The following is a 26,584-nucleotide window of genomic DNA, read 5'->3' on the forward strand; positions in this document are numbered from 1 at the left end:
CCAAATGTAGGCCGGGTAAGGCGGAGCCGCCACCCGGCTAAAAAGGCTTAGTTCAGCTTCGCTTTTGAGAAATCGCTGCCCATCAGGCTTACGCTGTACCCGCTCACGTTGCTGCGGGTCGCGTAGAACGTTTTCCCGTTGGCCAACGCGATCCACGGCGCCTGCTGATAGAAAATCTCCTGCGCCTGGCCATAGAGCTTCGCGCGCTCGGCCGGGCTGCTGGTCAGCTTCGCTTTTTGTACCAGGGCATCATACCCCTTATCGCACCAGCGCGCGGCGTTTGAGCCGGTTTTAATGCTGTTGCAGCCGAGCAGCACGTCGGCAAAGTTGTCCGGGTCGCCGTTGTCGGACATCCAGCCAAACAGCGCGGAGTCATGCTCGCCTTTACGCATTCCGGAGAGATATTCGCCCCACTCGTAAGAGACAATTTTGGCCTTCACGCCGACTTTCGCCCAGTCGCTCTGGATCATCTCCGCGATACGACGCGAATTCGGGTTATACGGACGCTGCACCGGCATTGACCACAGCGTGACTTCCGCGCCCTTCTCCAGACCCGCCTGCTTCAGCAGGGCTTTCGCTTTTTCAGGATCGTAGCTGTAGTCCTTCAGGTCTTTATTGAAGCCCAGCATATTTGGCGGGATCGGCGATTTTGCCACCGTGCCCGATCCCATAAAGACCGCATTAACGATGGCCTTCTTGTCGGTCGCGTAGTTGAGCGCCTGACGCACCAGCACGTTATCAAACGGTTTTTTCTCGGTGTTAAACGCCAGATAACCGACGTTCAGCGCATCGACGGCGTGCAGCGTCAGGTCTTTGTTGTTCTTGATGGCGTCAAACTGAACCGGGGATGGCGCAGGAACGATCTGGCACTCGTTGGTCTGCAGCTTCGCCAGGCGGGTTTCCACGTTTGGCGTAATGGAGAAGATGAGATGCTTCGTCGGCACCTCACCTTCCCAGTAGTTCGGGTTCGCGACGTAGCGGATCAGAGAATCCACTTTATACTGCTGCAGCACGTATGGCCCTGTACCAATCGGCCAGGTGTCCACGTTTTCAGGCGTGCCTTTTTTCAGCATCGCGTCGGCGTATTCCGCGGAGAGAATCGAGGCGAAATCCATCCCCCAGTCGGCCAGAAACGCGGCGTTGGGTTCGCTGAGTGTGAACTGGACGTGGTAGTCATCGACCTTTTTAACGTCCTGGATCAGCTTATCGAGACCCACATCGTTAAAGTATTCGTAGTTGCCCTGCGACACGTTGTGGTACGGGTGTTTAGGGTCTTTCTGGCGCATGACCGAGAAAATAACGTCATCGGCATTAAAATCGCGCGTCGGTTTGAAGTATTTGTTGCTGTTGAACTTCACCCCTTTACGCAGGGTAAAGGTATAGGTCTTGCCGTCCGGGGAGATTGTCCAGGACTCCGCCAGCGACGGCACCGGGGTGTTTTTCACCGGGTCGAAATTGATCAGACGATTATACAGCACCTGAGAGCTGGCCACAAAAGACGGGCCAGAGCTGGCGATTTGCGGGTTGAAGGACTCGGGGGAGGCTTCTGAACAGTAAATAAGGGTGTCGTTATTTGCCGCCCATGCGGCACCGGCTGGTAACAGCGCGCTCAGCGCAAGGGCGAGCAGTGTTTTCCCTGTAGACATGGTTATAACCCTGACAGTTTTATTATATAGGACAGTAATAACAGCACAGGCGTTTTGACCTGGCAAATAACGAAACACTATCAGGTTATTCTAAAGCCGCGGTTTTTGCTGTTTTAACCGCCAGCACCCAGAAAGACGATTTGTCTTAAGTGCCATTATTCGTCAAGCACAACCGTCACTTTCTATGCCGCAAGAAATCGGCGCTTTTAGCGTCTCTTCCTCCGTTTGGTTGCGTCCTCGGTTCGTTAAAGTAATGGTGTGAAGAAGTATATGGGATCAAATCGTGGCAAAAACTCTTTTACGCAGCGGTAATCTGGATGATTTTCAGGCCGTTGGCGGCGGCGGACAAGCCGTTTTCGAATCAGCGTTGCAAATCCGGGAAGCGCTCCGGTTGCGCAAACAACAGGCCATCGTCGACTGTCTGGCGATTCCTCAGGTCAACGACAGCGGCGACCGCGTGGACTGGTATTCCCCGGTTGAAGGGAGCGTAACCAGCTGGAAAGCGGCCGATGAAGATGATCGCTATCGCGCCCTGCGCTATCTGGAAAACACGCTCGCCAGCGTCGAGTCATTAAGCAAGAAATGCCTGCAGTCGCCCAAAACCGCGCAACAGCTCTTTGGCTCTCTGCTGTCGAAGGCATTTCAGTTCCCGGGCGAAAACTTCCTCTTCCTGGTGGACGGAAAGCCGGTCATCAGCTTCTGGGGATTTGTAAACCTCAACGAGAACGCGCGCGACGATGTCCTCGACTGCCTGCGTGAGTCCCTGATCCCTGAGCCAGCCCCCGTTGTGATTGACGATCCTGAACCCGAGCCTGAGCCAGAGCCGGTGATGACCTTTGAGCATGCTGACGAGCCGCTGATCGCCCCATCCACGGTGGTGCGTATTACGCCGGAGGAGCTGTATGAGCCCGAACCGGCCCCCGTCGTTGCGCAACCAGTCCAGGAACCTGTTCCGGCGAACATCGTGAAAAAGCGCCGCGTTCCCCTGTGGACCCTGCCGGTTGCCGCCGTGATCGTCGCCGCCGTTGCCGCCCCGCTGCTGTGGCCGAAACAGGCGCCTTCCGCTGAGCCCGCCCCGGCACCCGCACCTGAACCCGTGGAGATTGCGCCAAAGCCGATCAAGGCGGTTGAACCGCTGGCGCTGAAGTTACCGCTGCATCAGGCAGAGGTCGTGGCCAGCAAAGAAAAAGAAGCGGCTCCGTCTGAAGCTGCGCCACAACCTGCTCCGGTGGTGATTGTCGCCATTCCGAAAGACGCCATGGTGATGGAAGCGAATCAGGTGAAAGCGGGCTCGACGCGCTTCCTGAACGGCACCTGGCGCGCCATCCTCGACGTGAAGGATCCGGTGACCGGCAAGCCGCCGTCGCTGCGCTATCAGATCCAGAACAATAAAGGTTTCGCCCGCGTTGTCCACGGCGACAACATTGTCTGCCGCGCGGAGGTCTTCTCCGGGCTGCACAGCAATGGCGAGCTGATGATTAAGAGTCGCGGTACTGCCCGCTGCACCGACGGTTCCCGCTACCCGATGCCGGAAATTGCCTGTAAAGCAGGCACCAGCGATATCGCAGAATGTCGCGCCCGTTATGATGCCAACACCGTCGTCCCACTGACGTTCAAGAAAGCAGGTGCCTGATCTTATGCTGGTAAATCTTTGCGACTATAAACAAAGCGTCACGCTTATTGCCAACAGCGGCGTGCAGTTCCTCGATTTCGGTCTGACGCCGCAGGACTCCGCCAGCAACGGGCGCTTCGTACGTAAAACCGCGAACGGCCCGCTATTGCGCCTCGATTTCGACCTGGTCAACGGTCGCTATACCCTGCCCGGCATGAACGGCGGCCAGCCTGAAGTGGTCAAGCCGGAAACCACTATCCCGCTGCATCAGTCGCTGACGGTACTGGATGGCGTCTGGCTTCCGGTTCCTTTCCTGCGCTTCAACCCGCCGCGGACGTTTGTGGAAGGGCCGGATAACTGGGCCCGCGTTCAGGTGCGCAAGCTTGAGACCCCCGACACGGCAGGCAATACCCACCGCGTGACCCTCGCGCTTGACAGCCAGATTGCCGACCATGCCACGTCCGCGCTCTCTCCGGTGGAAAACGATATTCTGAACGGCACCCGCTTCGCGCTGGCGTGGCGCGATAGCGAGGTAGACAGCTTCCTCGATCAGACCTGGATTGACGGCTGGCTGCGCGAGGCGTTTACCCAGTATGCCGACGGCGTTGAGAACCGCTCTGAACGCGACCTGCAGCAGGCGATGCGCAGCTTTGAGTATCAGGCCCACTGGCTCAACCTGCTGACCATGCTCGGTGAACAGCTCACCGTGCCGGAAGTAAAATTTGTCACCCATACGCTCAGCACGCCTGCCATTCCGGTCGACCTGATCCTCGACGTGGGCAATACCCACACCTGCGGCGTCATTATTGAAGACCACGGCGATGCCAACGATGGGCTGCGCCAGACCGCCGAGCTGCAGGTCCGCTCGCTCAGCGAGCCGCAGTTCCTGAACGAACCGCTGTTCACCAGCCGTCTCGAGTTTTCGGAAGCGCGTTTTGGCAAGCAGCACTTCTCGGTGGAAAGCGGTCGCGAAGATGCCTTTGTCTGGCCGTCGATTGTCCGCGTCGGCGATGAGGCCCGCAAGCTGGCGATGCAGCGTCTGGGCACCGAGGGCAACAGCGGTATCTCCAGCCCGCGTCGCTACCTGTGGGATGAAACCCCGGTCGTGCAGGACTGGCGCTTTAGCCAGATGAACAGCAAGACCCAGCGTGAACCGCTTGCCACCGCGTTCCCGCTGATGAACCTGATGAACGATGACGGCGAGCCGCTCTTCACGCTGCCGCAGGACGAGCGCCTGCCGGTCTTCTCGCCGCAATACAGCCGCAGCACCCTGATGACCCATATGCTGTGCGAGCTGCTGGCACAGGCGCTGGGGCAGATCAACAGCGTCGCCACGCGCCTGCGCCTGGGCTTCCCTGCCTCGCCGCGCCAGTTGCGCACGCTGATCCTGACGCTGCCCTCCGCCATGCCAAAGCAGGAGCGCGAGATCTTCCGACGCCGCATGTTTGAAGCCATCGCCATTGTCTGGAAAGCGATGGGCTGGCACCCGCAGGATGAGGATTTTGTCACCCGCAAACAGCAGGAAAAAAGCGTGGTGCCGGTACCGGAAATCCAGATGGAGTGGGATGAAGCCAGCTGCGGTCAGCTGGTCTGGCTGTATAACGAAGCCATCTCCCGCTTTGGCGGCCAGACCGAGGCCTTCTTCGCCTCCCTTGCCCGTCCGGACCGTGAGCCTGAGCCGGGCAGCCAGCCGGGACGCGCGCTGCGCGTCGCGTCCATCGACATCGGCGGCGGCACAACGGATATGGCGATCACCCATTACCAGCTGGACGACGGCTCCGGCAATAACGTCAAAATCACCCCGCAGCTGCTGTTCCGGGAAGGGTTTAAGGTCGCGGGCGACGATACGCTTCTGGACGTGATTCAGCGCTACGTATTGCCCGCCCTGCAAACGCAGCTGCAAAAATCCGGTATCGCAGACGCCTCGCTCCTGATGGCTTCACTGTTCGGCGACTCCGGGCGCATTGATACCCAGGCCGTACTGCGCCAGCAGACGGCGCTGCAGCTGTTTATGCCGCTTGGCCATGCGATTCTTGCCGGGTGGGAGTCCAGCGACGTTGACGATCCGCTGGCTGGTCTGCACGCCACCTTTGGCGATCTCCTGCCGCAGAAGCCGACCCGCAACGTGATGAACTATCTGCAGCAGGCGATCGACCATGCCCTGCCTGCGGGTTCTGACGCTTTTGACCTCTTCGCCGTGCCGCTGCACGTCAATTTCCGCGAAATGCAGGATGCGATGCTGGCCGGGCAGTTTACGCTGGCCTCCCCGCTCCACGCGGTGTGTGAGGCGATCTCCCATTATAGCTGCGACATTCTGCTGATCACCGGACGCCCGGGCTGCCTGCCTGGCGTTCAGGCGCTGATTCGCCACCTGCAGCCGGTGCCGGTCAACCGCATCGTCTGGCTGGATAAATACCAGGTGCATGAGTGGTATCCGTTCAGCCAGCAGGGGCGCATTGGCAACCCGAAATCGACCGCTGCCGTGGGGGCCATGCTCTGCAGCCTGGCGCTTGACCTGCGTCTGCCGCGCTTCAACTTTAAAGCCGCGGACATTGGCGCGTATTCCACCGTGCGCTATCTGGGCGTGCTGGATAACACCGTCAATACCCTGCGCGAGGAAAACGTCTGGTATCAGGATATCGATCTTGATAAACCCGGTGCGAAGCTTGACGCGCGTCTGCACTTCCCGCTGCGCGGTAACGTCACCCTCGGCTTCCGCCAGCTGGCGAACGCGCGCTGGCCTGCCACGCCGCTCTACACGCTCAGCATTAACTCGGCCGAACTGGCAAAAGCGATTGCCGGCGACGGCGTGCTGAACGTGCGGCTCAAACTCTGCGGCGGCAGCAAGCATGAAGGCCCGGAGGCCTTCGAGCTGAGCGATGCCTGGCTGCAGGACGGCACGCCGGTGGCGCCTGACGCCTTAACCTTCAAACTGAATACCCTGGCCGACCGCCGACACAGCGGCAGCCACTACTGGATCGACAGCGGGAGCGTATACCTGAAATGACAGCGACGACCACCACCACTCAGGCCTTAATCGGGTGGATCAACGAGACGCGCCTGAACGCCCCCGTGCTGGATAACGATGCCGACGCCCTGCTTGCCCGCATCAACGCGGCGCAGGCGCGCGAGCAGGCCATTGAACGCGCCATGACCCGTCAGAGCAGCATCGGGCTTTACGGCCATTCGCAGAGCGCGAAAGCGCACCTGCTGTTGTCGCTGTGCGGCAGCGGCAATGGACGCCTGAACGTGACGCCAGGCCAGCGCACCTTTGACTATTTTTCGCATATCAATCCGGGACATGCCCTGACCAACATGGCCGTCCGCTTCACCCGGAAAACCCCGGAAGCGCTTGACGAGGCGTTTCCGCTGCGCCTGAGCCTGGTCACCGAGGCCGAGCTGGTGCAGCTGTTTATTGCCCGCACGACGCTGCACCCGCAGATGCGCGCGGTGGATAAGGCGGTCATTGAGACCCGCCTGGAGAAATGGCGCGGCCTGCGTCAGCCGCAGAGCGTGCCCGGCATCACGGCGCAGGACGTGGGGGCGATTGCCCGCTTCTGGCAGAGCACGGTACCCGCCGCGAAACAGCAAATTGATGATGCCCTGTGGCACGAGTTCGCCCAACTGGTGCCTTCGCTCGATCTCAGCACCCGCGCCAGCGTGTGGTCGCTGCTGTGGGGCGAGCAGCAGGAACTGACCCAGCAGTGGTTAAATCTGGCCCATGTGCTGCACCAGACCAGCCATGCCAGCGAGATTGCTGCCCCCCTTAGCCTGCTGGTGGATAGCTTCGGGCTGCCTGGCGAAGGGTTCCTGACGCACGACGGCTCGGTAGCGCTGCAGAATACGCAAGAGACGCTTCTCCATCCGCTGAACAACGGTGAGATGCTGAACGCCATCAGCCTCCCCGTCGATGTGCTGGCCTTCCTGACCCGTGAACTGGTGCTTCCGGTTGAGAACGGCGCGCTGGATAGTGTCGATATCATTGATATCCCTGTGTTTGAAGACCGCCATGCCGATCCGCTACGCCAGGCAAAATCCCAGTGGCTGCTTGAGCACTATCGTCAACAGCTCCAGCCGGATGTGCTGGTCATCTGCAACGCGACGGCGCAGCACGAACAGACGGCCAAAAAAGCAAAAGTGTTAATGAACTGGGTCAGGGAGACGCAGCCTGCGGAAGAATCTGCCCTGCCGGGTCTGGTATGGGCGATCACCCCGCACGACGCTCGCTTTACCACCCGGCAGAATCTCGATGAAGCCGTACAGCATCTGCTCGGGAAGCCCGGTCTGCGCTGGGGCACGCTGCAGGCTCTGGACAGCCACAGCATGCAGCGCGTCATTGAGTGGCTGTCTCAGGCCACGCTGCCCGCGCAGCGACAGAAGCGTCTCGGCACGCTCAAAAACGCGCTGCGTCTGGAGCTCTCGGCGATGATGCAAAGCTACCTGGCACCGCTGGTTGAGGAGCCAGGTATTCGACGCACTCAGGCAGAAAACATGGTGCGCACGCTGCAAAGCAGCGCCGCCCGCCACGGCGAGCTGCTTGAAGGCCTGCTGCCGCCGCTGAAGGCCTTTGAAACGCTGTTGGCCGTTCAGCAGCCGCGCGAGGAGCAGGTTAACGGGCTATTTACGGATACCATTGACCTGTTTGCCGAGAACGCCCAGGAAAGCGCCGGTCTGTACCAGACCAAAGACAAAGCGCGCCTGGCGCACAAAGTCTGGATAAATCATCTGCGCCAGTGGAGCCGCAACGAGGCGACAGCCGCCCGTCTTGGGCTGGATCCTGCGGTGTTACAGCAAATTGCGGATGTGCTGGTGGTCACCAGCTACCGGCTGGATCTGCCTCAGCAGCTGCAGCGAATTGTCGAAGCGGATAAGAGTAGCGCTGCGCAACTGCATGCCGTGATGGGCAATTTCGTTGGCTGGCTGGGTTACGACAAGACCCCCGTGGCGACGCGCCCGGCAAGCCGCATCCGCAAGGGGCAGGCCATCTTCGTCACCCCGGTGGTGAGCAGCGCCGAGCCCCGCCTGACGCGTCTGGGCGAACAGCCGGTCCATGCGGCTACCGCGTACGTTTACGACTGGCTGGTCGCGCTCTATAGCCGCGCGATCGAGAGCATTGATTACCATCACCCGCATGATGTTCAGCCTGACGCTCGTCAGGCACTACGTGCTTTAATAATGTAGCCGCCTTCTTGCCGGGTGGCGCTGCGCTTACCCGGCCTACATTTCGCAACGATGATAAATTGTACAATAATTACATCGTCATACACCCGGCTAATGCCTGCGCCAGTGCAGAGGGGTTTTCCCACGACATAGAGTGCCCCGCCGCAGGGATAATTTTTACCTCAACGCCTTTCTGTTGCAGATTTTCCACATCGTCATCCGGCAGAGAGAGCTCGCCAAAAATCAACGTTACCGGGCAAGGAAGTGACAGGAACTGCGCTTCCCATTCCGGTTCAACGCCCGCCACCAAGCCAGATGCACCGCGCCAGACGGCATAAGCCGCATTGCTCTGCAGGCACCCTGCCCACGCCGTTTTTTCTGCGCTGAGCATGGCGTCGTAACCCTGCTCCAGAAACTGTTGCTCGCTTTGCGCCGCGATTGACCGGCTGAACATGCCCCCACCCGCATGAAAATTGGGTTCTGACACCATCAGCCCCTTCACGCGCGTAGCCAAAAGCCCCGCCGTTTCGATAGCAATACTGCCGCCCATGCTGTGGCCGTATAACCAGAAGGAATCCAGTTTAAGATGGTCAATCAGCTCCGCCACAACGTGCGCCTGGTCGGTGGTTTTATAGCTGTAGTGCTCAGGCTTATCGCTGTAGCCGCTGCCGGGCAAGTCGATGAGAATGGCTCTGCGTGCGCCAAACAGCGGGTCACGAACGACGCGGGGATATTCATAGGAAGCGGCGCAGCCCAGCCCGTGAATGAACACCACGGGATCGCCGGAGCCGGGCAAGTCGTGCCAGCGTACGGTGCAACCGGCCTGCTGCGAGTAAAAACTGTTCATAAGCACTCCTTTTATGATGCACTGTGTATTTATACAGTTATCACATCAGGAATGCTATGTTCATCTTTTAAAACTGGAAGCGTGCTTCAGAAAAGCGAGACCAACAGCGCAACGGGAAAGCTCATTGGCCAGGTTGACCCCACCAGGAAAGCGCTCAGCAGGCGGATACGTTTGCGGTCTTTTGAGAGGAACCAGGTGATTAACGCGCAGATGGAAGCCATGATTGCGTAAAAAACCAACATCTTTTGATACAACGTCATTCTGTATACCAGAGCCGAAAAAATAACCGCACGCAATATGCGTCATATGTTGACACAGATCAAGTTTTTTCGTTACAGAATAACCACTTAAAAATTATGGCTAATAACAATTGAGTATCTTACGTAACACATCTGGCGGGCAAAGAGAACGCCTGACCGCGCAAGCGGCCAGGCTAAGCGGATCAGTGTTTGATCATGACATGCCGGACAACCGTATAATCCTCAAGCCCGTAGACCGACATATCTTTCCCGTAGCCCGATAATTTCATGCCGCCGTGCGGCATTTCGCTCACCAGCATAAAATGGGTGTTCACCCAGGTGCAGCCGTACTGCAGGCGCGCGCTCAGGCGATGGGCGCGCCCCACGTCTTTGGTCCAGACCGATGACGCCAGGCCGTACTGCGAATCGTTTGCCCAGGCCAGCACCTGCGCCTCGTCATCAAACTCGGTGACGCTCACCACCGGGCCAAACACCTCGCGCTGAACGATGGCGTCGTCCTGTTTTGCTCCCGCCAGCAGGGTTGGCTGGAAGTAGTAGCCCGCCCCCTCTTTTTTGCTCCCGCCGGTGACAACGCGGATATGGCCGAGCGCTTTCGCCTCATCGACGGCCTGACAGACGCGTGACAGATGGGCGGCCGAGCTGAGCGGTCCCAGTTCGGTCGAGGTGTCTTCCGGCGCCCCCATTTTAAGGCTGGCGACTGCGGCACCCAGTTTTTCAACCAGTTGGGCATAGATTCCCTTCTGGGCATAAATGCGGCAGGCTGCCGTACAGTCCTGCCCGGCATTGTAGAAGCCAAACGTCCGCACGCCTTCAACCACCGCATCCAGGTCAGCATCATCAAACACGATCACCGGCGCTTTGCCGCCCAGCTCCATATGGGTGCGTTTAATCGAGGACGCCGTATGGCCGATGATATGTTCCCCGGTCGCGATCGAACCGGTCAGCGAAACCATGCGGACCTTCTCGTGCCCGGTGAGCGGGTCGCCGACCGTTTTCCCGCGACCAAACAGCACGTTCAGAACGCCCGCCGGGAAGATATCTTTTGCCAGCTCTGCCAGCTTCAGCGCGGTCAGGGGCGTGATCTCAGAGGGCTTTATCACCACGCAGTTCCCTGCCGCCAGCGCGGGGGCCAGCTTCCAGGCTGCCATCATCAGCGGGTAGTTCCACGGCGCGATAGAGGCCACCACGCCCACCGGATCGCGGCGAATCATCGACGTGTGACCGTCAAGGTACTCGCCCGCTGCCAGACCGTTCAGGCAGCGGGCGGCCCCGGCAAAGAAACGGAAAACGTCGACCACCGCCGGAATTTCATCCCCCAGCGCGCAGTGCAGCGGCTTGCCGCAGTTGAGGGACTCGAGCCGGGCAAACGCCTCACCGTGCGCTTCAATCGCGTCCGCCAGCTTCAGCAGGCACTCGGCGCGGGTTTTCGGCGTCGTTTGTCCCCACGCCGCAAAAGCACGGTCAGCCGCCAGCACCGCCGCGTCGACCTGGGCCGCTGACGCCTCAGCAATCTCCAGCAGCACCTCTCCGGTGGCCGGGTTATAAACCGGCTGTTTTTCACCTTCTCCGGCAACCAGCTCACCGTTTATCAGCAGATGTTTTTGCATAGCATTTTCCTGTTGAATTCACTGTTATTTCCCGCTGCCGGCAATGTTTTCGCCGTCGCGGGTTAGCCACCAGGCTCCCAGAATGGGGAGAGTTGTCACCAGCATCACCAGCAGAGCCACGACGTTGGTGACCGGCACGTCGCGTGGACGCCCGAGCTGGTTGAGCAACCACAGCGGTAACGTGCGCTCGTGTCCCGCCGTAAACGTTGTGACGATGATCTCGTCAAACGACAGGGCAAACGCCAGCATTCCCCCGGCCAGCAGCGCGGAACCCAGATTGGGCAGCACCACATAGCGAAAGGTTTGCCACCCGTCAGCCCCGAGATCCATCGACGCTTCCACCAGGCTCCAGGAGGTGCGTCTGAACCGGGCAATCACGTTGTTAAACACCACCACCACACAGAAGGTGGCGTGTCCGACCACGATGGTGAAAAACCCCGGCTCAAGATTGATCGTTTTGAAAGCCGTCAGCAGCGCCAGGCCGGTGATGATCCCCGGTAACGCAATCGGTAACAGCAGCAGCAGAGAGATCGCATTCTTGCCAAAAAACGCGCTTCGCCACAGCGCTGCTGCAGCAAGCGTGCCAAGCACAAGGGCTATAGCGGTAGAAAGCGCGGCAATCTGAAGTGACAACGTCACGGATTCGATGATATCGCCGCGCCCCGCCGCCACGCTAAACCACTTCAGCGTCAGCCCCTGCGGCGGAAAGCTGAAGGCGGCGTCCTCGGTGTTGAAGGCATAGGTCGCGATGATCAGCAGCGGGAAGTGCAGGAAGATGACGCCTCCCCATGCTGCCACTTTCAGGAACAGCGGTGCGCGTTCAGAGTGCATCGAATGCTCCCAGACGTTTCACGAACGCCAGATAAAGAGAAATCAGCACGATGGGAACCAGCGTGAACGCGGCGGCCATCGGCATATTGCCGATAGCGCCCTGCTGGGAGTAGACCATGTTACCGATGAAGTAGCCCGGCGGGCCGACCAGCTGAGGAACGATGAAGTCCCCCAGCGTCAGGGAAAACGTGAAAATGGACCCCGCCGCAATGCCCGGAATGGCCAGCGGCAGAACGACATAGCGGAACGTCTGACGGGGACGCGCGCCGAGGTCGGCCGAGGCCTGCAGCAGCGAGGCCGGCAGGCGCTCCAGCGCCGCCTGGACGGGCAGGATCATAAACGGCAGCCAGATGTAAACGAAGACCAGAAACCGTCCCAGCCCGGAGGTGGACAAGGTGTTGCCGCCAATTGCCGGGAGCGTCAGGATTGAGGTCAGAATCGGCTCCAGGCCGAGATGGCTGAGAAACCACTGGGCCACGCCGTCCTTCGCCAGCAAAAGCGTCCAGGCGTAGGCTTTAACGATATAGCTCGCCCACATTGGCAGCATCACGGCGATATAGAAGAAAGCCTTCCACTTGCCGCTGGTGTATCGCGCCATGTACCAGGCCATCGGGAATGCGAGGATGGCGCTGGCAATGGTCACCGCAATCGCCATCGTTAACGTGCGCAGGATGATGTCGTAGTTTGCCGGGTTGAAAAGCGCCTGAATGTTCGCCAGCGTGAGATCCGGCGTGACCGCCATGGTGAAATCGTCAAAGGTGTAAAACCCCTGCCACAGCAGCGTCAGCAGCGATCCTAAATAGACGATGCCAAACCACATCAGCGGCGCAAGCAGAAGCAGGAACAGACCGAGCGACGGCTTTCGCCAGAACAGGGCCGTCATGCGGCTCAGGCGGCCGCGTGGGGCGGGAGGATGCGCAACGCTCATATCCATTTCACCTCTCCTCGTGAAGGCGGATCATCGCATCGCGTGACCATGACGCCATGACCGCCTGCCCCGGCGCAATGCCGCTCAGCGGCGAGGCGTCACTGAAGTTAGCCTGGCTCACCAGCAGTTTGGCGCCATCGGCGAGCTTCAGCTCCAGACGCGTGGCAGCCCCCTGATACTGTACGGCCTGCACGACGCCCTGAACCTGAACGTCACCCTGTTCATTAAGGCGAATATGCTCCGGGCGCAGGGAAAAGATGCCCTCCATGCCGCAAAGCGTCTGCGCAAGGCCCGCATCAAAAACGTTGGAGGTGCCGACAAAACCGGCGACAAACGGCGTGCGCGGACGCATGTAGAGATCGCGTGGGGTATCCACCTGCTCGATGCGCCCGTTATTGAACACCGCCACCCGGTCCGACATGGAAAGGGCCTCGCCCTGATCGTGGGTGACAAAAATGAAGGTGATGCCGAGTTCTTGTTGAAGCTTCTTCAGCTCGAACTGCATCTGTTCCCGCAGCTTGAGATCGAGCGCCCCTAAAGGCTCGTCCAGCAGCAGGACGCGCGGTTCGTTTACCAGCGCGCGGGCGATGGCGACACGCTGACGCTGGCCGCCGGAAAGTTGCGAAGGTTTGCGGGCGATGGCAAAGCTCAGGCCCACTTTTTCCAGAGCATCGCGGGCCTGCGCATGGCGTTTTTTCTTGTCGACGCCTTTGACCATCAGCCCGTAGGCGACATTGTCGAGGATCGACATATGCGGGAACAGCGCATAGTCCTGAAAGACGGTGTTCACGTCCCGTTCCCAGGGGGGCAGTTCGCTCGCCTCTTTGCCGAAGATGGAAATCGTCCCGCCTGACAGCTGTTCAAAACCGGCAATCAGACGCAGGCAGGTGGTTTTGCCGGAGCCCGAAGGCCCCAGCATGGAGAAAAACTCTCCGTCGCGGATCGCAATGGTGACCCCATCCACCGCCCGGACGTCGCCGTACAGACGGGAAACATTGTTAAACTCGACTGCGTACGTCATGTTCTGCTCCCGGGCAATTAACGACCGCCCATGATGGCGATGTAATCCTGCGTCCAGCGGCTGTAAGGGACAAATTTGCCGCCTTCTGCGATGGGGGTTTTCCAGAACATGATTTTGTCGAACTCGTTATACCCGTTTGTTTCGCAGCCTTTATCGCCCAGCAGCGTGCTGGCTTTACACCCTTCCGGCACCACGGGCAGGGAGCCAAACCATGCGGCCAGATCGCCCTGCACTTTCGGCGTCAGCGACCAGTTCATCCATTTGTAGGCACACATCGGATGTTTTGCCTGCGCGTGCAGCATGGTGGTGTCCGCCCAGCCTGTCACCCCCTCTTTCGGGAAGACGGTGGCAATAGGCTGGTTCTCGGCCTTCAGGGCATTCGCCTGATACGGCCAGGCGCTGGAGGCCACCACGCCCTCGTTTTTGAAATCGCTCATCTGGACGGTGGTGTCATGCCAGTAGCGGTGGATCAGGGCATGCTGGTCGCGAAGTACCTTAAGCACAGCGGCATACTGTGCTTCGGTGAGCTGGTACGGGTCTTTGATACCCAACTGCGGCTGGGTCGCTTTGACGAACAGCGCCGCATCGGCGATGTAAATCGGGCCGTCATAGGCCTGCACGCGTCCCTGATTGGTTTTACCGTCCGGCAGATCCTGTTTGGTAAAGACGACGCTCCAGCTGTCCGGCGGCGTCGGGAAGGTTTTGGTGTTGTACATCAGCAGGTTTGGCCCCCACTGGTACGGCGTGCCGTAGACTTTACCGCCGACGTTAAACCATTCCCCTTTCACAATCCGCTCGTCGAGGGTTTTCCAGTTGGGGATAAGATCGGGGTTAATCGGCTGGACGCGTTTGCCCATGATCAGCCGCAGGGAGGCATCGCCTGAGGCGGTCACCAGGTCATATCCCCCTTTCGCCATCAGGCTGACCATTTCATCCGACGTGGCCGCCGTTTTGACGTTAACCGCACACCCGGTCTCTTTTTCAAACTGGGTGACCCAGTCGTAGTTTTTATCCGTCTGCCCCCGCTCGATGTATCCCGGCCAGGCGATAATATCCAGTCGACCTTCCCCGTCGCCAATCGCCTTTGGTGGTTCTGCGGCTTGCGCTGTCATGATAGTCATGCCGAGCGCGCACAGGCTGCTGCGGGCAAATTTTTTGCTCATAAGAGTTACTCCTGTCGCAATGAAATTTAGCGGCAGCCGTGCCGTAAAAATATCTCCCTTATTAAACGTAGACCGCGCAAATGCGCCGCACCGTTCGGCTTCAGGAAATTTCATCAAGGTGTGACCGAGGGCGCATTCCCCGTTAACTGGATTATAGACAAGGGGTTAGGCGCGAGAGACGGTATGCAGATTTCCTATGACGGGTCACCGCGAAATAGTCGCAGTGCCGTCATCAGGATAAGAATTGATTATTTAAATAACGGAAAAAGGATTATTCCAGCATCGTGCTAATTAATTTTCCTAACTGAATGACCGCCTGCTCTTCCCGCTCTCCCCAGGCCCAGGAGGTATTAAAACGAAAGAACGGCGTCCACGCGTCAGAGGTGGAAAACATTTTTCCGGGAGCAATGCTGATATGGTGCGTTAAGGCCTTTTCGCTCAGCAGCCCCGCGTCCAGCGGTGCCGGCAGTTCCAGCCATAAAAAGTAGCCGCTGTCGTTATGGTGAATTTTAACGCCCGCAGGCATATGGCGATGAAGTGACTGCCAGGCCTGCTGCTTTCGCTCGGCCAGCGTACGCCGCAGGCGGCGCAGGTGGGCGTCGTAGCGTTTGGTCGCCAGGTAATCCACCAGCGCCAGCTGCATGGGAGAACTGGTTGAAAGCGTGCTCATCAGCTGCAGCTGCTGAATGCGTCGCGCGTGTTTTCCTGCCGCCACCCAGCCGATGCGAAAACCGGCCACCAGACATTTTGAAAAGGACGAGCAGTGTAGCGTCATGTCCTGACGATCCCACGCTTTCGCCGGGAGCGGCTTTTCACGTTCAAAATAGAGCTCGCTGTAGACGTCATCTTCAATCAGCGGGACGTTGTGCTGGGTTAACAGGGCGACAAGCTGGGCTTTTTTCTCCGCGCTCAGCGTGAAGCCGAGCGGGTTTTGGCTGTTAGTCATGATCCAGCAGGCTTTAACCGGGTATTCATTCAGCGCCTGCTCAAGAGCGTTGAGATCGATCCCCTCGCGGACGTCTGTCGCAATCGACAACGCTTTAAGCTTCAGGCGTTCCAGTGCCTGCAGCGCACCGTAGAAACAGGGGTTTTCGACAATCACCCAGTCACCCGGCTCGGTTACCGCCTGAAGGCTAAGATTCAGCGCTTCGAGCGCGCCTGCGGTGATCACGATCTCTTCCGGGGAGATGTTCATCCCCTGCTGCGCGTAGCGGCGGGCAATGGCGTGGCGGAGATCGACGTTTCCCGGCGGCAGGTTCTCAATCACGCTCATCGCCGTCGCGGTTTTGCTGACGTTTGCCAGCGAACGGTTGAGCTGCTGAAGCGGGAAAAGCCTGGGGTCGGGAAACGCGGAAGCAAAAGGAACAACGGACGGGTCGCGGCTGGCCTGTAAGACGTCGAAGATGTAGGTATTGATATCCACCGCTTCGTCACGCATCACCTGAGCGGGTGGCGCAGGCTGTTGTGCGGTCGGGCGCGAGGCAACGTAATAGCCCGACTGCGGTCTGGCGACAATGCGCCCCTGACTTTCCAGCATCTGATACGCGTGGCCAACGGTCATAAAACTCATGCCGCTGCTTGCCACCTGCTCTCGCAGGGAAGGCAGCTTATCGCCCGGCAGCCATACGCCAAGCTCAATCTGCGAGATAATTTGTTGCGCCAGACGCTGGTATTTTTTCATCAGATTCTCCTTAAGACCGACAGTGTATATCAGCAGGAGAAAAAGAGAAGATTTAGCGAACTGTTATAGTCTGGAAGATGAATTACTTACGGTATTCGGTCACGTGGCTCTGAGCGGAACGCGCGGCGGCCAGGTGGTCGAGCGTGATCATCGACGATTTGCAAAAAATGCATTTCGCGCCAAACGGGTTTTTCTCAGACACGTCAAAGGCTGAGGTACGGTACTGCGAACCATGGCAGCATGGGCAGCGAAAATGGATATAAGAAGTCATAGGATTCTCCTGAAACGTAAAAACGTAAATTACTAATGGGCCGATTGGGCATAATGGTTTTAAACAAAACGAATCGGAATGTAGATAAAGACCCAAGAGAGGCTGCGGAGAGGCACAACGTGATGAGAACTGCTTTATAAAACTACGTCAGATATTTATTTGGACTCAAAACCAGAAGGCCATTAACGCACGACGCTGACGACAAAGCAAGCGGTTTAATGCGGAAAATTCATAAAAAGAATGTTTTTATTCCACAACGGCGAGGTATATCAGATGGCTAAAGCGTGAAATTTACGCCAACTGTTATGGTTAAAATTCGCTTTTCTGCGTCTGCTCGTCCGATCTTCGCCCCTATACCATAACAGCACACCGTTTGACATTGAGGTTGTGCATGTTTGGTTTGGATGCTTTTCACCTTGCGCGGATACAGTTTGCCTTTACCGTATCCTTCCACATTATTTTCCCGGCCATCACCATTGGTCTCGCAAGCTATCTTGCCGTGCTCGAAGGGCTGTGGCTGAAAACAAAAAATCCGGTCTGGCGCTCGCTATACCATTTCTGGTCGAAGATTTTTGCCGTCAATTTTGGCATGGGCGTGGTCTCCGGGTTGGTGATGGCCTACCAGTTTGGCACCAACTGGAGCGGCTTTTCGCAGTTTGCGGGCAGTATTACCGGCCCGCTTCTGACCTATGAAGTGCTTACCGCCTTCTTCCTCGAAGCCGGGTTCCTCGGCGTGATGCTGTTCGGCTGGAATAAAGTCGGGCCGAGGCTGCACTTCTTTTCCACCTGCATGGTGGCACTGGGGACCATTATTTCCACCTTCTGGATCCTCTCCTCCAACAGCTGGATGCAAACCCCGCAGGGCTATGAGATCGTCAACGGTCAGGTGGTACCGGTGGACTGGTTCGCCGTGGTGTTTAACCCCTCCTTCCCTTACCGCCTGCTGCACATGTCGATAGCCGCGTTCCTGAGCAGCGCCCTGTTTGTTGGCGCATCCGCGGCATGGCATCTGCTGCGCGGGAATAATACCCCCGCCATCCGGGCAATGTTTTCAATGGCGCTGTGGATGACGCTGATTGTCGCGCCCCTCCAGGCCATGGTGGGCGATATGCACGGGCTGAACACCTTAAAGCACCAGCCCGCGAAAATTGCCGCCATTGAAGGGCACTGGGAAAATCCGCCGGGCGAGCCGACCCCGCTACTGCTGTTTGGCTGGCCGGATATGGAACAGGAGCGCACCCGCTTTGGGCTGGAGATCCCGGCGCTGGGAAGCCTTATTCTGACACACAGTCTGGATAAACAGGTTCCGGCGCTCAAAGAGTTTCCAAAGGAAGACCGCCCAAATTCCACCATCGTCTTCTGGTCGTTCCGCATTATGGCGGGCCTGGGCATGCTGATGCTGCTGCTTGGGGTAACGGCACTCTGGCTGCGCTATAAAAAGCGCGTTTATTCTTCCCGTCCTTTCCTGTGGTTTGCCCTGCTGATGGGGCCCTCCGGGCTGATTGCTATTCTGGCCGGGTGGATCACCACCGAAGTGGGCCGCCAGCCGTGGGTGGTCTATGGGCTCCAGCGCACGAAGGATGCGGTTTCTGCCCATGGCGATTTGCATATGAGCGTGAGCCTGCTGGCCTTCTTCGTTGTTTACACCTCGGTATTTGGCGTGGGTTACAGCTATATGGTGCGCCTCATCCGAAAAGGCCCGCAGCCGCATGAATCTTTCGCCACCGAGTCCGACGGACGTCCGGCGCGCCCGCTTTCTGCCGTCACAACTGAACATAAGGAGCAGCCGTAATGGGTATCGATCTTTCCATTATCTGGTTTGTGATCATCGTCTTTGCCACGCTGATGTATATCGTGATGGACGGTTTTGATCTGGGGATTGGCATTCTGTTCCCGGCCACGCAGAACGCCGACGATCGCGATGTGATGGTTAACAGCGTCGCGCCGGTCTGGGACGGGAATGAAACCTGGCTGGTGCTTGGCGGGGCCGCCCTGTTCGGCGCCTTTCCGCTGGCCTACGCCGTGATTATCGATGCCCTCACCATTCCGCTCACATTAATGCTGATCGGTCTTATTTTTCGTGGCGTAGCGTTTGAGTTTCGCTTTAAAGCCACGCCAGCACACCGTCCTTTCTGGGATAAGGCGTTTATAGGCGGTTCCATTCTGGCGACGTTTACCCAGGGCGTGACGGTGGGCGCCGTCATTAACGGCTTTACCGTCACCGGCCGGGCCTATACCGGCGGCCCCTTTGACTGGTTTACCGCGTTTAATCTGTTTTGCGGCGCGGGCCTGGTGGTGGCCTACGCGCTGTTAGGCTCGACCTGGCTGGTAATGAAAAGCGAAAATGCATTGCAACAGCGGATGCGTCAGGTATCGAAAACCCTGTTACTCGTACTGCTGGCGTTTATTGCGGCGATCAGCCTCTGGACACCGCTGGCGCAGCCGGCCATCGCGGCGCGGTGGTTTACGTTGCCGAACCTGTTCTATCTGCTGCCCGTCCCGGCCCTGGTGGTGATTTTTAGTTTGTATCAGTGGCGCTGCCTGAATAATCCCGACAGCCATAGCCGACCGTTTATCCTGACGCTGGGGCTGATCTTCCTCGGCTTTAGCGGGCTTGGGATCAGCATCTGGCCGCACATCATTCCACCGTCAATCACCCTGTGGCAGGCCGCCGCACCGACGCAAAGCCAGGGCTTTATGCTGGTCGGCGCGCTATTGATTATTCCCGTTATCCTGGTCTACACCTTCTGGAGTTACTACGTATTTCGCGGCAAAGTTCAGCATGGGGAGGGTTATCACTGATGCAACAACCGGTCTGGAAAAGATTACTGTGGCTGGCCATTATCTGGGGCGGCAGCGTACTGGCGCTGGCTGCGGTCAGTATGCTCTTCCGTATGCTGATGACGGCGGCAGGGTTTAAATCACATTAACGTCATCCCGGGCAACCGCTGCGTTGCCCGGCTCCTCCCCGCACTTTCAGATAAACCCCATTAACGCATGGCAGAGTATCGTTACACTGGAAAAAGATTCACAGTGTTTATAGTTTGAGAAGAAAAATGAAAAAGCTCATTGCGTTAAGTGTTATCAGTCTTGTCCTTACCGGCTGCGTTAATCCGGGTAAAGCCTCCGTTCAGCCGGAGCAACTTAAGAACCACCGCTTTGTGCTGGAAAGTGTGGACGGTAAGGCCGTGAAGACCGCGACAACGCAACCTGAGATCGGTTTTAGCGCACTGCCAGATATCAGCCTGGTGAATAACATCAGCGTTTCTGGCCAGATGTGTAACCGCTTCAACGGACAGGGGAAATTGTCCGAAGGCGAGCTGAAGGTGAAAACGCTGGCCATGACGCGCAAGCTCTGTAGTGAGCCGCAGCTTAACGAGCTGGATCAGGCCATCGGCGACATGCTGCGCAAAGGTGCGCAGGTCGACCTGACGGAAGACCAGTTAACGCTGGCGACAGCCGATAAAACGCTGATGTTTAAGCGTGCAGAATAATCAGTAGTTACCGCAGGTTCCAACGGCAAGCGACTGTTCACTACAGCGTTTGCCGTTTGGCAAGGCGCACATCCCAATAGCTGAACCATCAAGCTGGCGAGCTACCGACAGCGAACCGCCAATCATCGCGCAGTTGGCCTGACCGGAGCTGGACATCGCGGCTTTCATACCCGGCACCACGTGCGCGGCCGTTGCCTGCTGGACAGGTTCACTGCTGCATGCCGACAACAATAATGCGGCACACCCTACCAAAAATGCTGAGCGCATGCTCTCTCCCCCATGAATAATGCGAAACCTATGCATAATAGGCATCCCATCCCGTGTCGTCGAGAGCGGAAGTGCGTATTTATGCGCTCCTGAAACAATTTCTCGCAATTTTTCTGCCAAAAGTTTGATCTACACATTGATGGCAGGAATAACGAGGACACAAAAGCGAAAATCGAAAAATCCCCCGTTTGCTAGAATACACAGATAATATTCAGGGTTTGTTGCCGTAATACAGACCCCTATTTTTTTGCGCAATGTAAGGGTGTTGTCCTATGCAAACTATTGACGGTAATGGTGCAGTTGCCTCAGTCGCGTTTCGCACCAGTGAAGTTATCGCCATCTACCCGATTACGCCAAGTTCTACCATGGCTGAGCAGGCGGACGCCTGGGCGGGTAACGGGTTAAAAAACGTCTGGGGCGATGTCCCGCGAGTGGTTGAAATGCAGTCGGAAGCCGGTGCGATTGCCACGGTCCACGGCGCGCTTCAGACCGGCGCGCTTTCCACGTCGTTTACCTCTTCCCAGGGATTGTTATTAATGATCCCGACGCTGTACAAACTTGCCGGACAACTGACTCCCTTCGTTCTGCACGTCGCTGCGCGTACCGTTGCCACCCACGCGCTCTCTATCTTTGGCGATCATTCTGACGTGATGGCCGTTCGCCAGACCGGCTGCGCAATGCTGTGCGCCAGCAGCGTTCAGGAAGCCCAGGACTTTGCCCTGATTTCGCATATCGCCACGCTCAAAAGCCGGGTGCCGTTTATTCATTTCTTTGATGGTTTCCGTACGTCCCACGAAATTAACAAAATCGTCCCGCTGGCTGACGAGACAATTCTGAATCTGCTTCCGCAGGCGGACATCGACGCGCATCGCGCCCGCGCCCTGAATCCGGAGCACCCGGTGATTCGCGGCACGTCGGCGAACCCGGATACCTATTTCCAGTCACGCGAGGCCACCAACCCGTGGTACAACGCGGTTTACGACCATGTTGAACAGGCGATGAATGACTTTGCTGCCGCAACGGGTCGGGAATACAAACCCTTTGAGTATTACGGCCATCCGCAGGCGGAACGGGTCATTGTGCTGATGGGATCGGCCATTGGCACCTGCGAGGAAGTTGTTGATGAGCTGCTGACGCGCGGCGAAAAAGTTGGCGTGCTGAAAGTGCGTCTCTATCGGCCGTTCTCGGCGAAACATCTCCTCTCTGCGCTGCCGGAAAGCGCGCGTACCGTTGCGGTGCTCGATCGCACCAAAGAGCCGGGCGCGCAGGCGGAACCGCTGTATCTGGATGTGATGACCGCCCTGGCCGAGGCCTTTAATCATGGCGAACGTGAAACGCTGCCGCGCGTGATCGGGGGGCGTTACGGTTTGTCCTCCAAAGAGTTCGGACCGGACTGCGTGCTGGCGGTCTTCAACGAGCTCAGCGAAGCGAAGCCCAAGCCGCGCTTTACCGTCGGCATTTATGATGATGTGACGAATCTGTCCCTGACGTTGCCGGAAAACACCCTGCCCTCGACCGCCAAACTCGAGGCGCTGTTCTATGGTCTGGGCAGTGACGGCAGCGTCTCCGCGACCAAAAACAACATCAAAATCATCGGGAACTCCACGCCGTGGTACGCCCAGGGGTACTTCGTCTATGACTCCAAGAAAGCCGGCGGCCTGACCGTTTCCCACCTGCGGGTGAGCGAACAGCCCATCCGCTCTGCGTATCTAATTTCTCAGGCTGATTTTGTTGGCTGTCACCAGCTGCAGTTCATTGATAAGTACCAGATGGCCGAGCGCCTGAAGCCTGGCGGTATTTTCCTCCTGAATACGCCATACAGCGCGGATGAAGTCTGGTCGCGCCTGCCGCAGGAAGTGCAGGCGGTGCTGAACCAGAAAAAAGCCCGTTTCTATGTGGTTAACGCGGCGAAAATTGCCCGCGAATGTGGCCTTGCCGCGCGTATCAATACCGTTATGCAGATGGCCTTCTTCCATCTGACGAATATCCTGCCGGGCGACAGCGCGCTGGCGGAACTGCAGGGCGCGATTGCCAAAAGCTACAGCAGCAAGGGCCAGGAGCTGGTCGAGCGTAACTGGCAGGCGCTGGCCCTGGCGCGCGAGTCGCTGTTTGAGGTCCCGCTGCAGCCGGTCAATGCCGCAAGCCCGAACCGCCCTCCGGTGGTATCCGATGCGGCACCTGATTTCGTGAAGACCGTGACGGCGGCGATGCTGGCCGGGCTGGGTGATGCCCTGCCCGTCTCTGCCCTACCGCCGGATGGCACCTGGCCGATGGGCACCACCCGCTGGGAAAAACGCAACATCGCCGAAGCGATCCCCATCTGGAAAGAAGATCTGTGTACCCAGTGCAACCACTGCGTGGCGGCCTGCCCGCACTCTGCCATTCGCGCCAAAGTGGTGTCGCCGGAAGAGATGGAGGCCGCCCCGGCCAGCCTGCATTCCCTGGATGTAAAATCCCGCGATATGCGCGGACAGAAATACGTTCTGCAGGTCGCGCCGGAAGACTGCACCGGCTGTAACCTGTGCGTCGAGGTTTGTCCGGCGAAAGACAGGCAGAACCCGGAGATTAAAGCCATCAATATGATGTCGCGTCTGGAGCACGTCGGAGAAGAGAAAGTGAATTATGACTTCTTCCTGAATCTGCCGGAAATCGATCGCAGCAAACTGGAACGCATTGATATTCGCACTTCGCAGCTGATCACGCCGCTGTTTGAATACTCCGGTGCCTGTTCGGGCTGCGGTGAAACACCGTATATCAAGCTGCTTACCCAGCTGTACGGTGACAGGATGCTGATTGCCAACGCTACCGGCTGTTCGTCTATCTATGGCGGCAACCTGCCCTCTACGCCGTATACCACTGACGCCAACGGCCGCGGTCCCGCGTGGGCCAACTCGCTGTTCGAGGATAACGCCGAATTTGGTCTGGGCTTCCGCCTGACCGTTGACCAGCACCGCGCGCGCGTGATGCGCCTGCTGGAGCAGTTTGCCGGGCAGATCCCCGCCGGGCTCAATGACGCGCTTCACGCCGACGCGACGCCAGAGGTACGTCGTGAGCAGGTTGCAGAGCTGCGTCAGGCGCTTCAGGGCGTGGCGGGCGCTGAACAGCTGCTGACCGACGCGGACGCCATGGTCGAAAAATCGATCTGGCTGATTGGCGGTGACGGCTGGGCTTATGACATCGGCTTTGGCGGCCTGGACCACGTGCTGAGCCTGACCGAAAACGTCAATATCCTGGTGCTGGATACGCAGTGTTATTCCAACACCGGTGGTCAGGCGTCGAAAGCCACGCCGCTGGGTGCCGTCACGAAATTCGGTGAGCACGGGAAACGCAAGGCACGCAAAGATCTCGGGGTGAGCATGATGATGTACGGCCACGTTTACGTCGCGCAAATCTCGCTGGGGGCACAGCTTAACCAGACGGTGAAGGCGATCCAGGAGGCGGAAGCGTATCCCGGCCCGTCGCTGATCATTGCCTACAGCCCGTGTGAAGAGCATGGCTACGACCTGGCACTCAGCCACGATCAGATGCGACAGCTAACCGCGACCGGCTTCTGGCCGCTGTACCGGTTCGATCCGCGCCGTGCGGACGAGGGTAAATTACCGCTGGCGCTGGATTCGCGTCCGCCGTCAGATGCTCTGGCCGAGACGTTAATGCAGGAACAGCGCTTCCGTCGCCTTAACGCGCAGCAGCCGGAAGTGGCCGAACAGCTATGGAAAGACGCTGCGGCGGATCTGCAAAAACGGTATGACTTCATGGCGCAGCTGGCGGGTAAAGCCGAAAAATCGACCAGCGACTAGTCTCTCTGCCCGGCGCGTCCGGGCATTTTTTTGCCATAAAAAAACCCGGTGTATTCACACCGGGCGAATCCAGATAATCATTAAATATCTATTTAGTTCCCTAAATATTATTCATGCGAATTATGGATAAATAATCTTAAAGGCATATAACGCCATCAAGAATAGCTTAACTCACACCTGATTAATAATTTTAATTTATTATGTATAGCCTTAAAACATTCACCAAACCAATGACCATTACCGTTGATGTATTCAGTTTAGATTTTACTTAGTTCGTAACAATTATAATTTATTACTCTTACACGGGAGTGATTTAGCATGAGACAACTTTCGTATTCGGAAAGTTCAACAGGTAATTAAATAAAAACAACCGCAAAGGAATATCAAAATGCAAAGAAAAGTACTGGCCCTGATGATTCCGGCTCTGTTAATGGCTGGCGCAACTCATGCAGCAGAGATTTATAATAAAGACGGTAACAAATTAGATCTGTACGGAAAAGTAGATGGTCTGCACTATTTCTCCGATGATAAAGGCGCTGACGGGGATCAAACCTACATGCGTCTGGGCTTTAAAGGCGAAACCCAGATCAACGACATGATGACTGGCTACGCACAGTGGGAATACAACATTCAGGCCAATAACACCGAAGGGTCTGATAACCAGTCCTGGACGCGTCTGGCCTTCGCCGGTATCAAAGTGGGCGACTACGGTTCCTTCGATTACGGTCGTAACTATGGCGTACTGTACGACGTGGAAGGCTGGACCGATATGCTGCCTGAGTTCGGCGGCGACTCCTACACCAAAGCCGACAACTTCATGACCGGCCGCGCCAATGGCGTAGCAACCTACCGTAACACCGACTTCTATGGTCTGGTGCAGGGTCTGAACTTTGCGCTGCAGTATCAGGGCAAAAATGAAGGCAGCAACTGTGACGAGAATGGTTGTTCTCAGGAAGGAACGAACAACCGTTCTGATAACAACATTCGTAACCAAAACGGTGACGGTTTCGGTATCTCCACAACCTATGACTTTGGCATGGGGATTACTGCGGGTGCAGCGTATACCTCTTCAGATCGTACTAATGACCAGGTGATCGCAGGCACCGGTGCAGCATCTCAATATGCTGGCGGCGATAAAGCGGACGCATGGACCGCGGGTCTGAAATATGACGCTAACAATATCTACCTGGCGGCAATGTACTCTGAAACCCGCAATATGACGCCATACGGTTCCAGTGACAGCACTTCAGGCGGCGGTATTGCCAACAAAACCCAGAACTTCGAAGTGACCGCACAGTACCAGTTCGACTTCGGCCTGCGTCCGTCCCTTTCCTACCTGCAGTCTAAAGGCAAGGACCTTGGCAACGGCCAGGGCGACCAGGATCTGGTTAAGTACGCTGACGTCGGCGCAACCTATTACTTCAACAAAAACATGTCCACCTACGTTGATTACAAAATCAACCTGCTGGATGAAGATGACAGCTTCTACAAAAACAACGGCATCGGCACGGATGATGTCGTGGCACTGGGCCTGGTTTACCAGTTCTGATTGCCAGAGCCCGCATCAGTATGCGGGCTCACCCATCTCTTGACGTTCATCACAAAAAGCAGGTTCTGAAATCACGTGGTTGAGGGTAAGTTGAGGTAAAGCTGTTTAAACTCAGGTGAAAGCCTTTCCATCACTAAGGATAACAGCGTTGTTTGGTCGTGTATCCGTTGTCGTACTAACTCTTTTAGCGCTCATCTGGATGGCGTTAATTTTTGATTTTGCTGATATTGTCGGGCATCTCAGTGCTGTGTTGAACCACCTGGATGGCGGTTAACAGTATTCCCTGAGAAATGAAAAGCCACCAGCAGTGCCGGTGGCGGGAAAACGCACAGGTTGCGTTATTTTTTTACGGGTTGAGGCTTTTTATCACCTGATTCAGGGGCCTCACGCGGATCGTCTTTTTCAACACAAAGCATAGTTTCTCCTGTTTCAGATAACCACCCTCCACTA

The 26,584-nt window shown here is 57.4% G+C and carries 21 protein-coding genes; 9 read left to right on the top strand and 12 right to left on the bottom strand.

Annotated features, from left to right (window positions below; all coding sequences use genetic code 11):
* Nucleotides 1-47: 47 nt before the first annotated feature.
* Nucleotides 48-1,646, bottom strand: coding sequence for an ABC transporter substrate-binding protein (locus ACHH0Z_RS06455; protein WP_032652043.1), 1,599 nt, complete (start codon nt 1,644-1,646; stop codon nt 48-50).
* A 283-nt stretch (nt 1,647-1,929) separates the two neighbouring features.
* On the opposite strand from ACHH0Z_RS06455, the gene ACHH0Z_RS06460 reads away from it, so the two are divergent.
* Genes ACHH0Z_RS06460 through ACHH0Z_RS06470 form a run of 3 tightly spaced genes read left to right on the top strand, consistent with a single transcriptional unit; the run spans nt 1,930 to nt 8,439 of the window.
* Nucleotides 1,930-3,279 (top strand): SrfA family protein, encoded by a 1,350-nt coding sequence (locus ACHH0Z_RS06460; RefSeq protein WP_045410332.1) that lies wholly within the window; start codon nt 1,930-1,932, stop codon nt 3,277-3,279.
* A gap of 4 nt (nt 3,280-3,283) precedes the next feature.
* Nucleotides 3,284-6,265 carry a virulence factor SrfB gene (locus tag ACHH0Z_RS06465; protein ID WP_032663439.1) on the top strand — a complete coding sequence of 994 codons (2,982 nt, stop codon included), beginning with the start codon at nt 3,284-3,286 and terminating at the stop codon, nt 6,263-6,265.
* Complete coding sequence (locus ACHH0Z_RS06470; RefSeq protein WP_045410334.1) at nt 6,262-8,439, top strand: virulence factor SrfC family protein; 2,178 nt, start codon at nt 6,262-6,264, stop codon at nt 8,437-8,439. The genes ACHH0Z_RS06465 and ACHH0Z_RS06470 overlap by 4 nt, the downstream gene beginning before the upstream one ends.
* 70 nt (nt 8,440-8,509) lie before the next feature.
* Here the strand turns inward: ACHH0Z_RS06470 and ACHH0Z_RS06475 are convergent, their stop codons facing one another.
* The 9 genes from ACHH0Z_RS06475 to ACHH0Z_RS06515 all read right to left on the bottom strand — a co-directional run bounded on the left by ACHH0Z_RS06475 (nt 8,510) and on the right by ACHH0Z_RS06515 (nt 17,027).
* Complete coding sequence (locus tag ACHH0Z_RS06475) at nt 8,510-9,265, bottom strand: alpha/beta fold hydrolase (protein ID WP_023292291.1); 756 nt, start codon at nt 9,263-9,265, stop codon at nt 8,510-8,512.
* A gap of 86 nt (nt 9,266-9,351) precedes the next feature.
* Complete coding sequence (locus ACHH0Z_RS06480) at nt 9,352-9,525, bottom strand: GhoT/OrtT family toxin (protein WP_013096478.1); 174 nt, start codon at nt 9,523-9,525, stop codon at nt 9,352-9,354.
* A 182-nt stretch (nt 9,526-9,707) separates the two neighbouring features.
* On the bottom strand, nt 9,708-11,132 hold the full coding sequence (patD, locus tag ACHH0Z_RS06485) for an aminobutyraldehyde dehydrogenase (protein ID WP_021240249.1): 1,425 nt from the start codon (nt 11,130-11,132) through the stop codon (nt 9,708-9,710).
* A 24-nt stretch (nt 11,133-11,156) separates the two neighbouring features.
* Complete coding sequence (locus tag ACHH0Z_RS06490; RefSeq protein WP_032652061.1) at nt 11,157-11,963, bottom strand: ABC transporter permease; 807 nt, start codon at nt 11,961-11,963, stop codon at nt 11,157-11,159.
* On the bottom strand, nt 11,953-12,897 hold the full coding sequence (locus ACHH0Z_RS06495; RefSeq protein WP_023292289.1) for an ABC transporter permease: 945 nt from the start codon (nt 12,895-12,897) through the stop codon (nt 11,953-11,955). Before ACHH0Z_RS06495 ends, ACHH0Z_RS06490 begins: the two co-directional genes overlap by 11 nt.
* Nucleotide 12,898: 1 nt before the next feature.
* Entirely contained in the window at nt 12,899-13,912 is a 1,014-nt protein-coding gene (locus tag ACHH0Z_RS06500; RefSeq protein WP_045410336.1) for an ABC transporter ATP-binding protein, read from the bottom strand.
* Nucleotides 13,913-13,929: 17 nt separating this feature from the next.
* Nucleotides 13,930-15,075: a putative ABC transporter substrate-binding protein YdcS gene (gene ydcS / locus ACHH0Z_RS06505; RefSeq protein WP_023344246.1), complete on the bottom strand. Its 1,146-nt coding sequence runs from the start codon at nt 15,073-15,075 to the stop codon at nt 13,930-13,932.
* Between the two features lie 271 nt (nt 15,076-15,346).
* Entirely contained in the window at nt 15,347-16,756 is a 1,410-nt protein-coding gene (locus ACHH0Z_RS06510; protein WP_045410338.1) for a PLP-dependent aminotransferase family protein, read from the bottom strand.
* Nucleotides 16,757-16,838: 82 nt separating this feature from the next.
* Nucleotides 16,839-17,027: a hypothetical protein gene (locus ACHH0Z_RS06515; protein ID WP_008501286.1), complete on the bottom strand. Its 189-nt coding sequence runs from the start codon at nt 17,025-17,027 to the stop codon at nt 16,839-16,841.
* A gap of 391 nt (nt 17,028-17,418) precedes the next feature.
* On the opposite strand from ACHH0Z_RS06515, the gene ACHH0Z_RS06520 reads away from it, so the two are divergent.
* The 4 genes from ACHH0Z_RS06520 (at nt 17,419) to hslJ (ending at nt 20,521) form a co-directional block, all read left to right on the top strand.
* Complete coding sequence (locus ACHH0Z_RS06520; protein WP_021240254.1) at nt 17,419-18,819, top strand: cytochrome ubiquinol oxidase subunit I; 1,401 nt, start codon at nt 17,419-17,421, stop codon at nt 18,817-18,819.
* The gene (gene cydB, locus ACHH0Z_RS06525; protein WP_032652069.1) at nt 18,819-19,829 is read left to right on the top strand and encodes a cytochrome d ubiquinol oxidase subunit II; all 1,011 of its coding nucleotides are present in this window, start codon (nt 18,819-18,821) and stop codon (nt 19,827-19,829) included. The genes ACHH0Z_RS06520 and cydB overlap by 1 nt, the downstream gene beginning before the upstream one ends.
* A complete protein-coding gene (locus tag ACHH0Z_RS06530; protein WP_008501283.1) occupies nt 19,829-19,957 on the top strand; it encodes a DUF2474 domain-containing protein in 129 nt (42 codons plus the stop codon). The genes cydB and ACHH0Z_RS06530 overlap by 1 nt, the downstream gene beginning before the upstream one ends.
* A 126-nt stretch (nt 19,958-20,083) precedes the next feature.
* On the top strand, nt 20,084-20,521 hold the full coding sequence (hslJ, locus tag ACHH0Z_RS06535; protein WP_008501282.1) for a heat shock protein HslJ: 438 nt from the start codon (nt 20,084-20,086) through the stop codon (nt 20,519-20,521).
* On the opposite strand, the gene ACHH0Z_RS06540 is transcribed toward hslJ, so the two are convergent.
* Nucleotides 20,522-20,788, bottom strand: coding sequence for a DUF333 domain-containing protein (locus ACHH0Z_RS06540; protein ID WP_008501281.1), 267 nt, complete (start codon nt 20,786-20,788; stop codon nt 20,522-20,524).
* Between the two features lie 272 nt (nt 20,789-21,060).
* Between ACHH0Z_RS06540 and nifJ the strand changes: the two genes are divergently transcribed.
* Nucleotides 21,061-24,585, top strand: a complete 3,525-nt coding sequence (gene nifJ / locus ACHH0Z_RS06545) for a pyruvate:ferredoxin (flavodoxin) oxidoreductase (RefSeq protein ID WP_395149505.1) — start codon at nt 21,061-21,063, stop codon at nt 24,583-24,585.
* A 388-nt stretch (nt 24,586-24,973) separates the two neighbouring features.
* Entirely contained in the window at nt 24,974-26,134 is a 1,161-nt protein-coding gene (ompC, locus tag ACHH0Z_RS06550; RefSeq protein WP_008501279.1) for a porin OmpC, read from the top strand.
* 338 nt (nt 26,135-26,472) lie between these two features.
* Here ompC and ACHH0Z_RS06555 read toward each other — a convergent pair whose 3' ends face one another.
* Nucleotides 26,473-26,550, bottom strand: coding sequence for a hypothetical protein (locus ACHH0Z_RS06555; protein ID WP_223239581.1), 78 nt, complete (start codon nt 26,548-26,550; stop codon nt 26,473-26,475).
* Between the last annotated feature and the right edge of the window lie 34 nt (nt 26,551-26,584).

The sequence above is a fragment of the Enterobacter cloacae complex sp. 2024EL-00227 genome (assembly GCF_043945315.1).
Taxonomy (GTDB): Bacteria; Pseudomonadota; Gammaproteobacteria; order Enterobacterales; family Enterobacteriaceae; genus Enterobacter; species Enterobacter roggenkampii.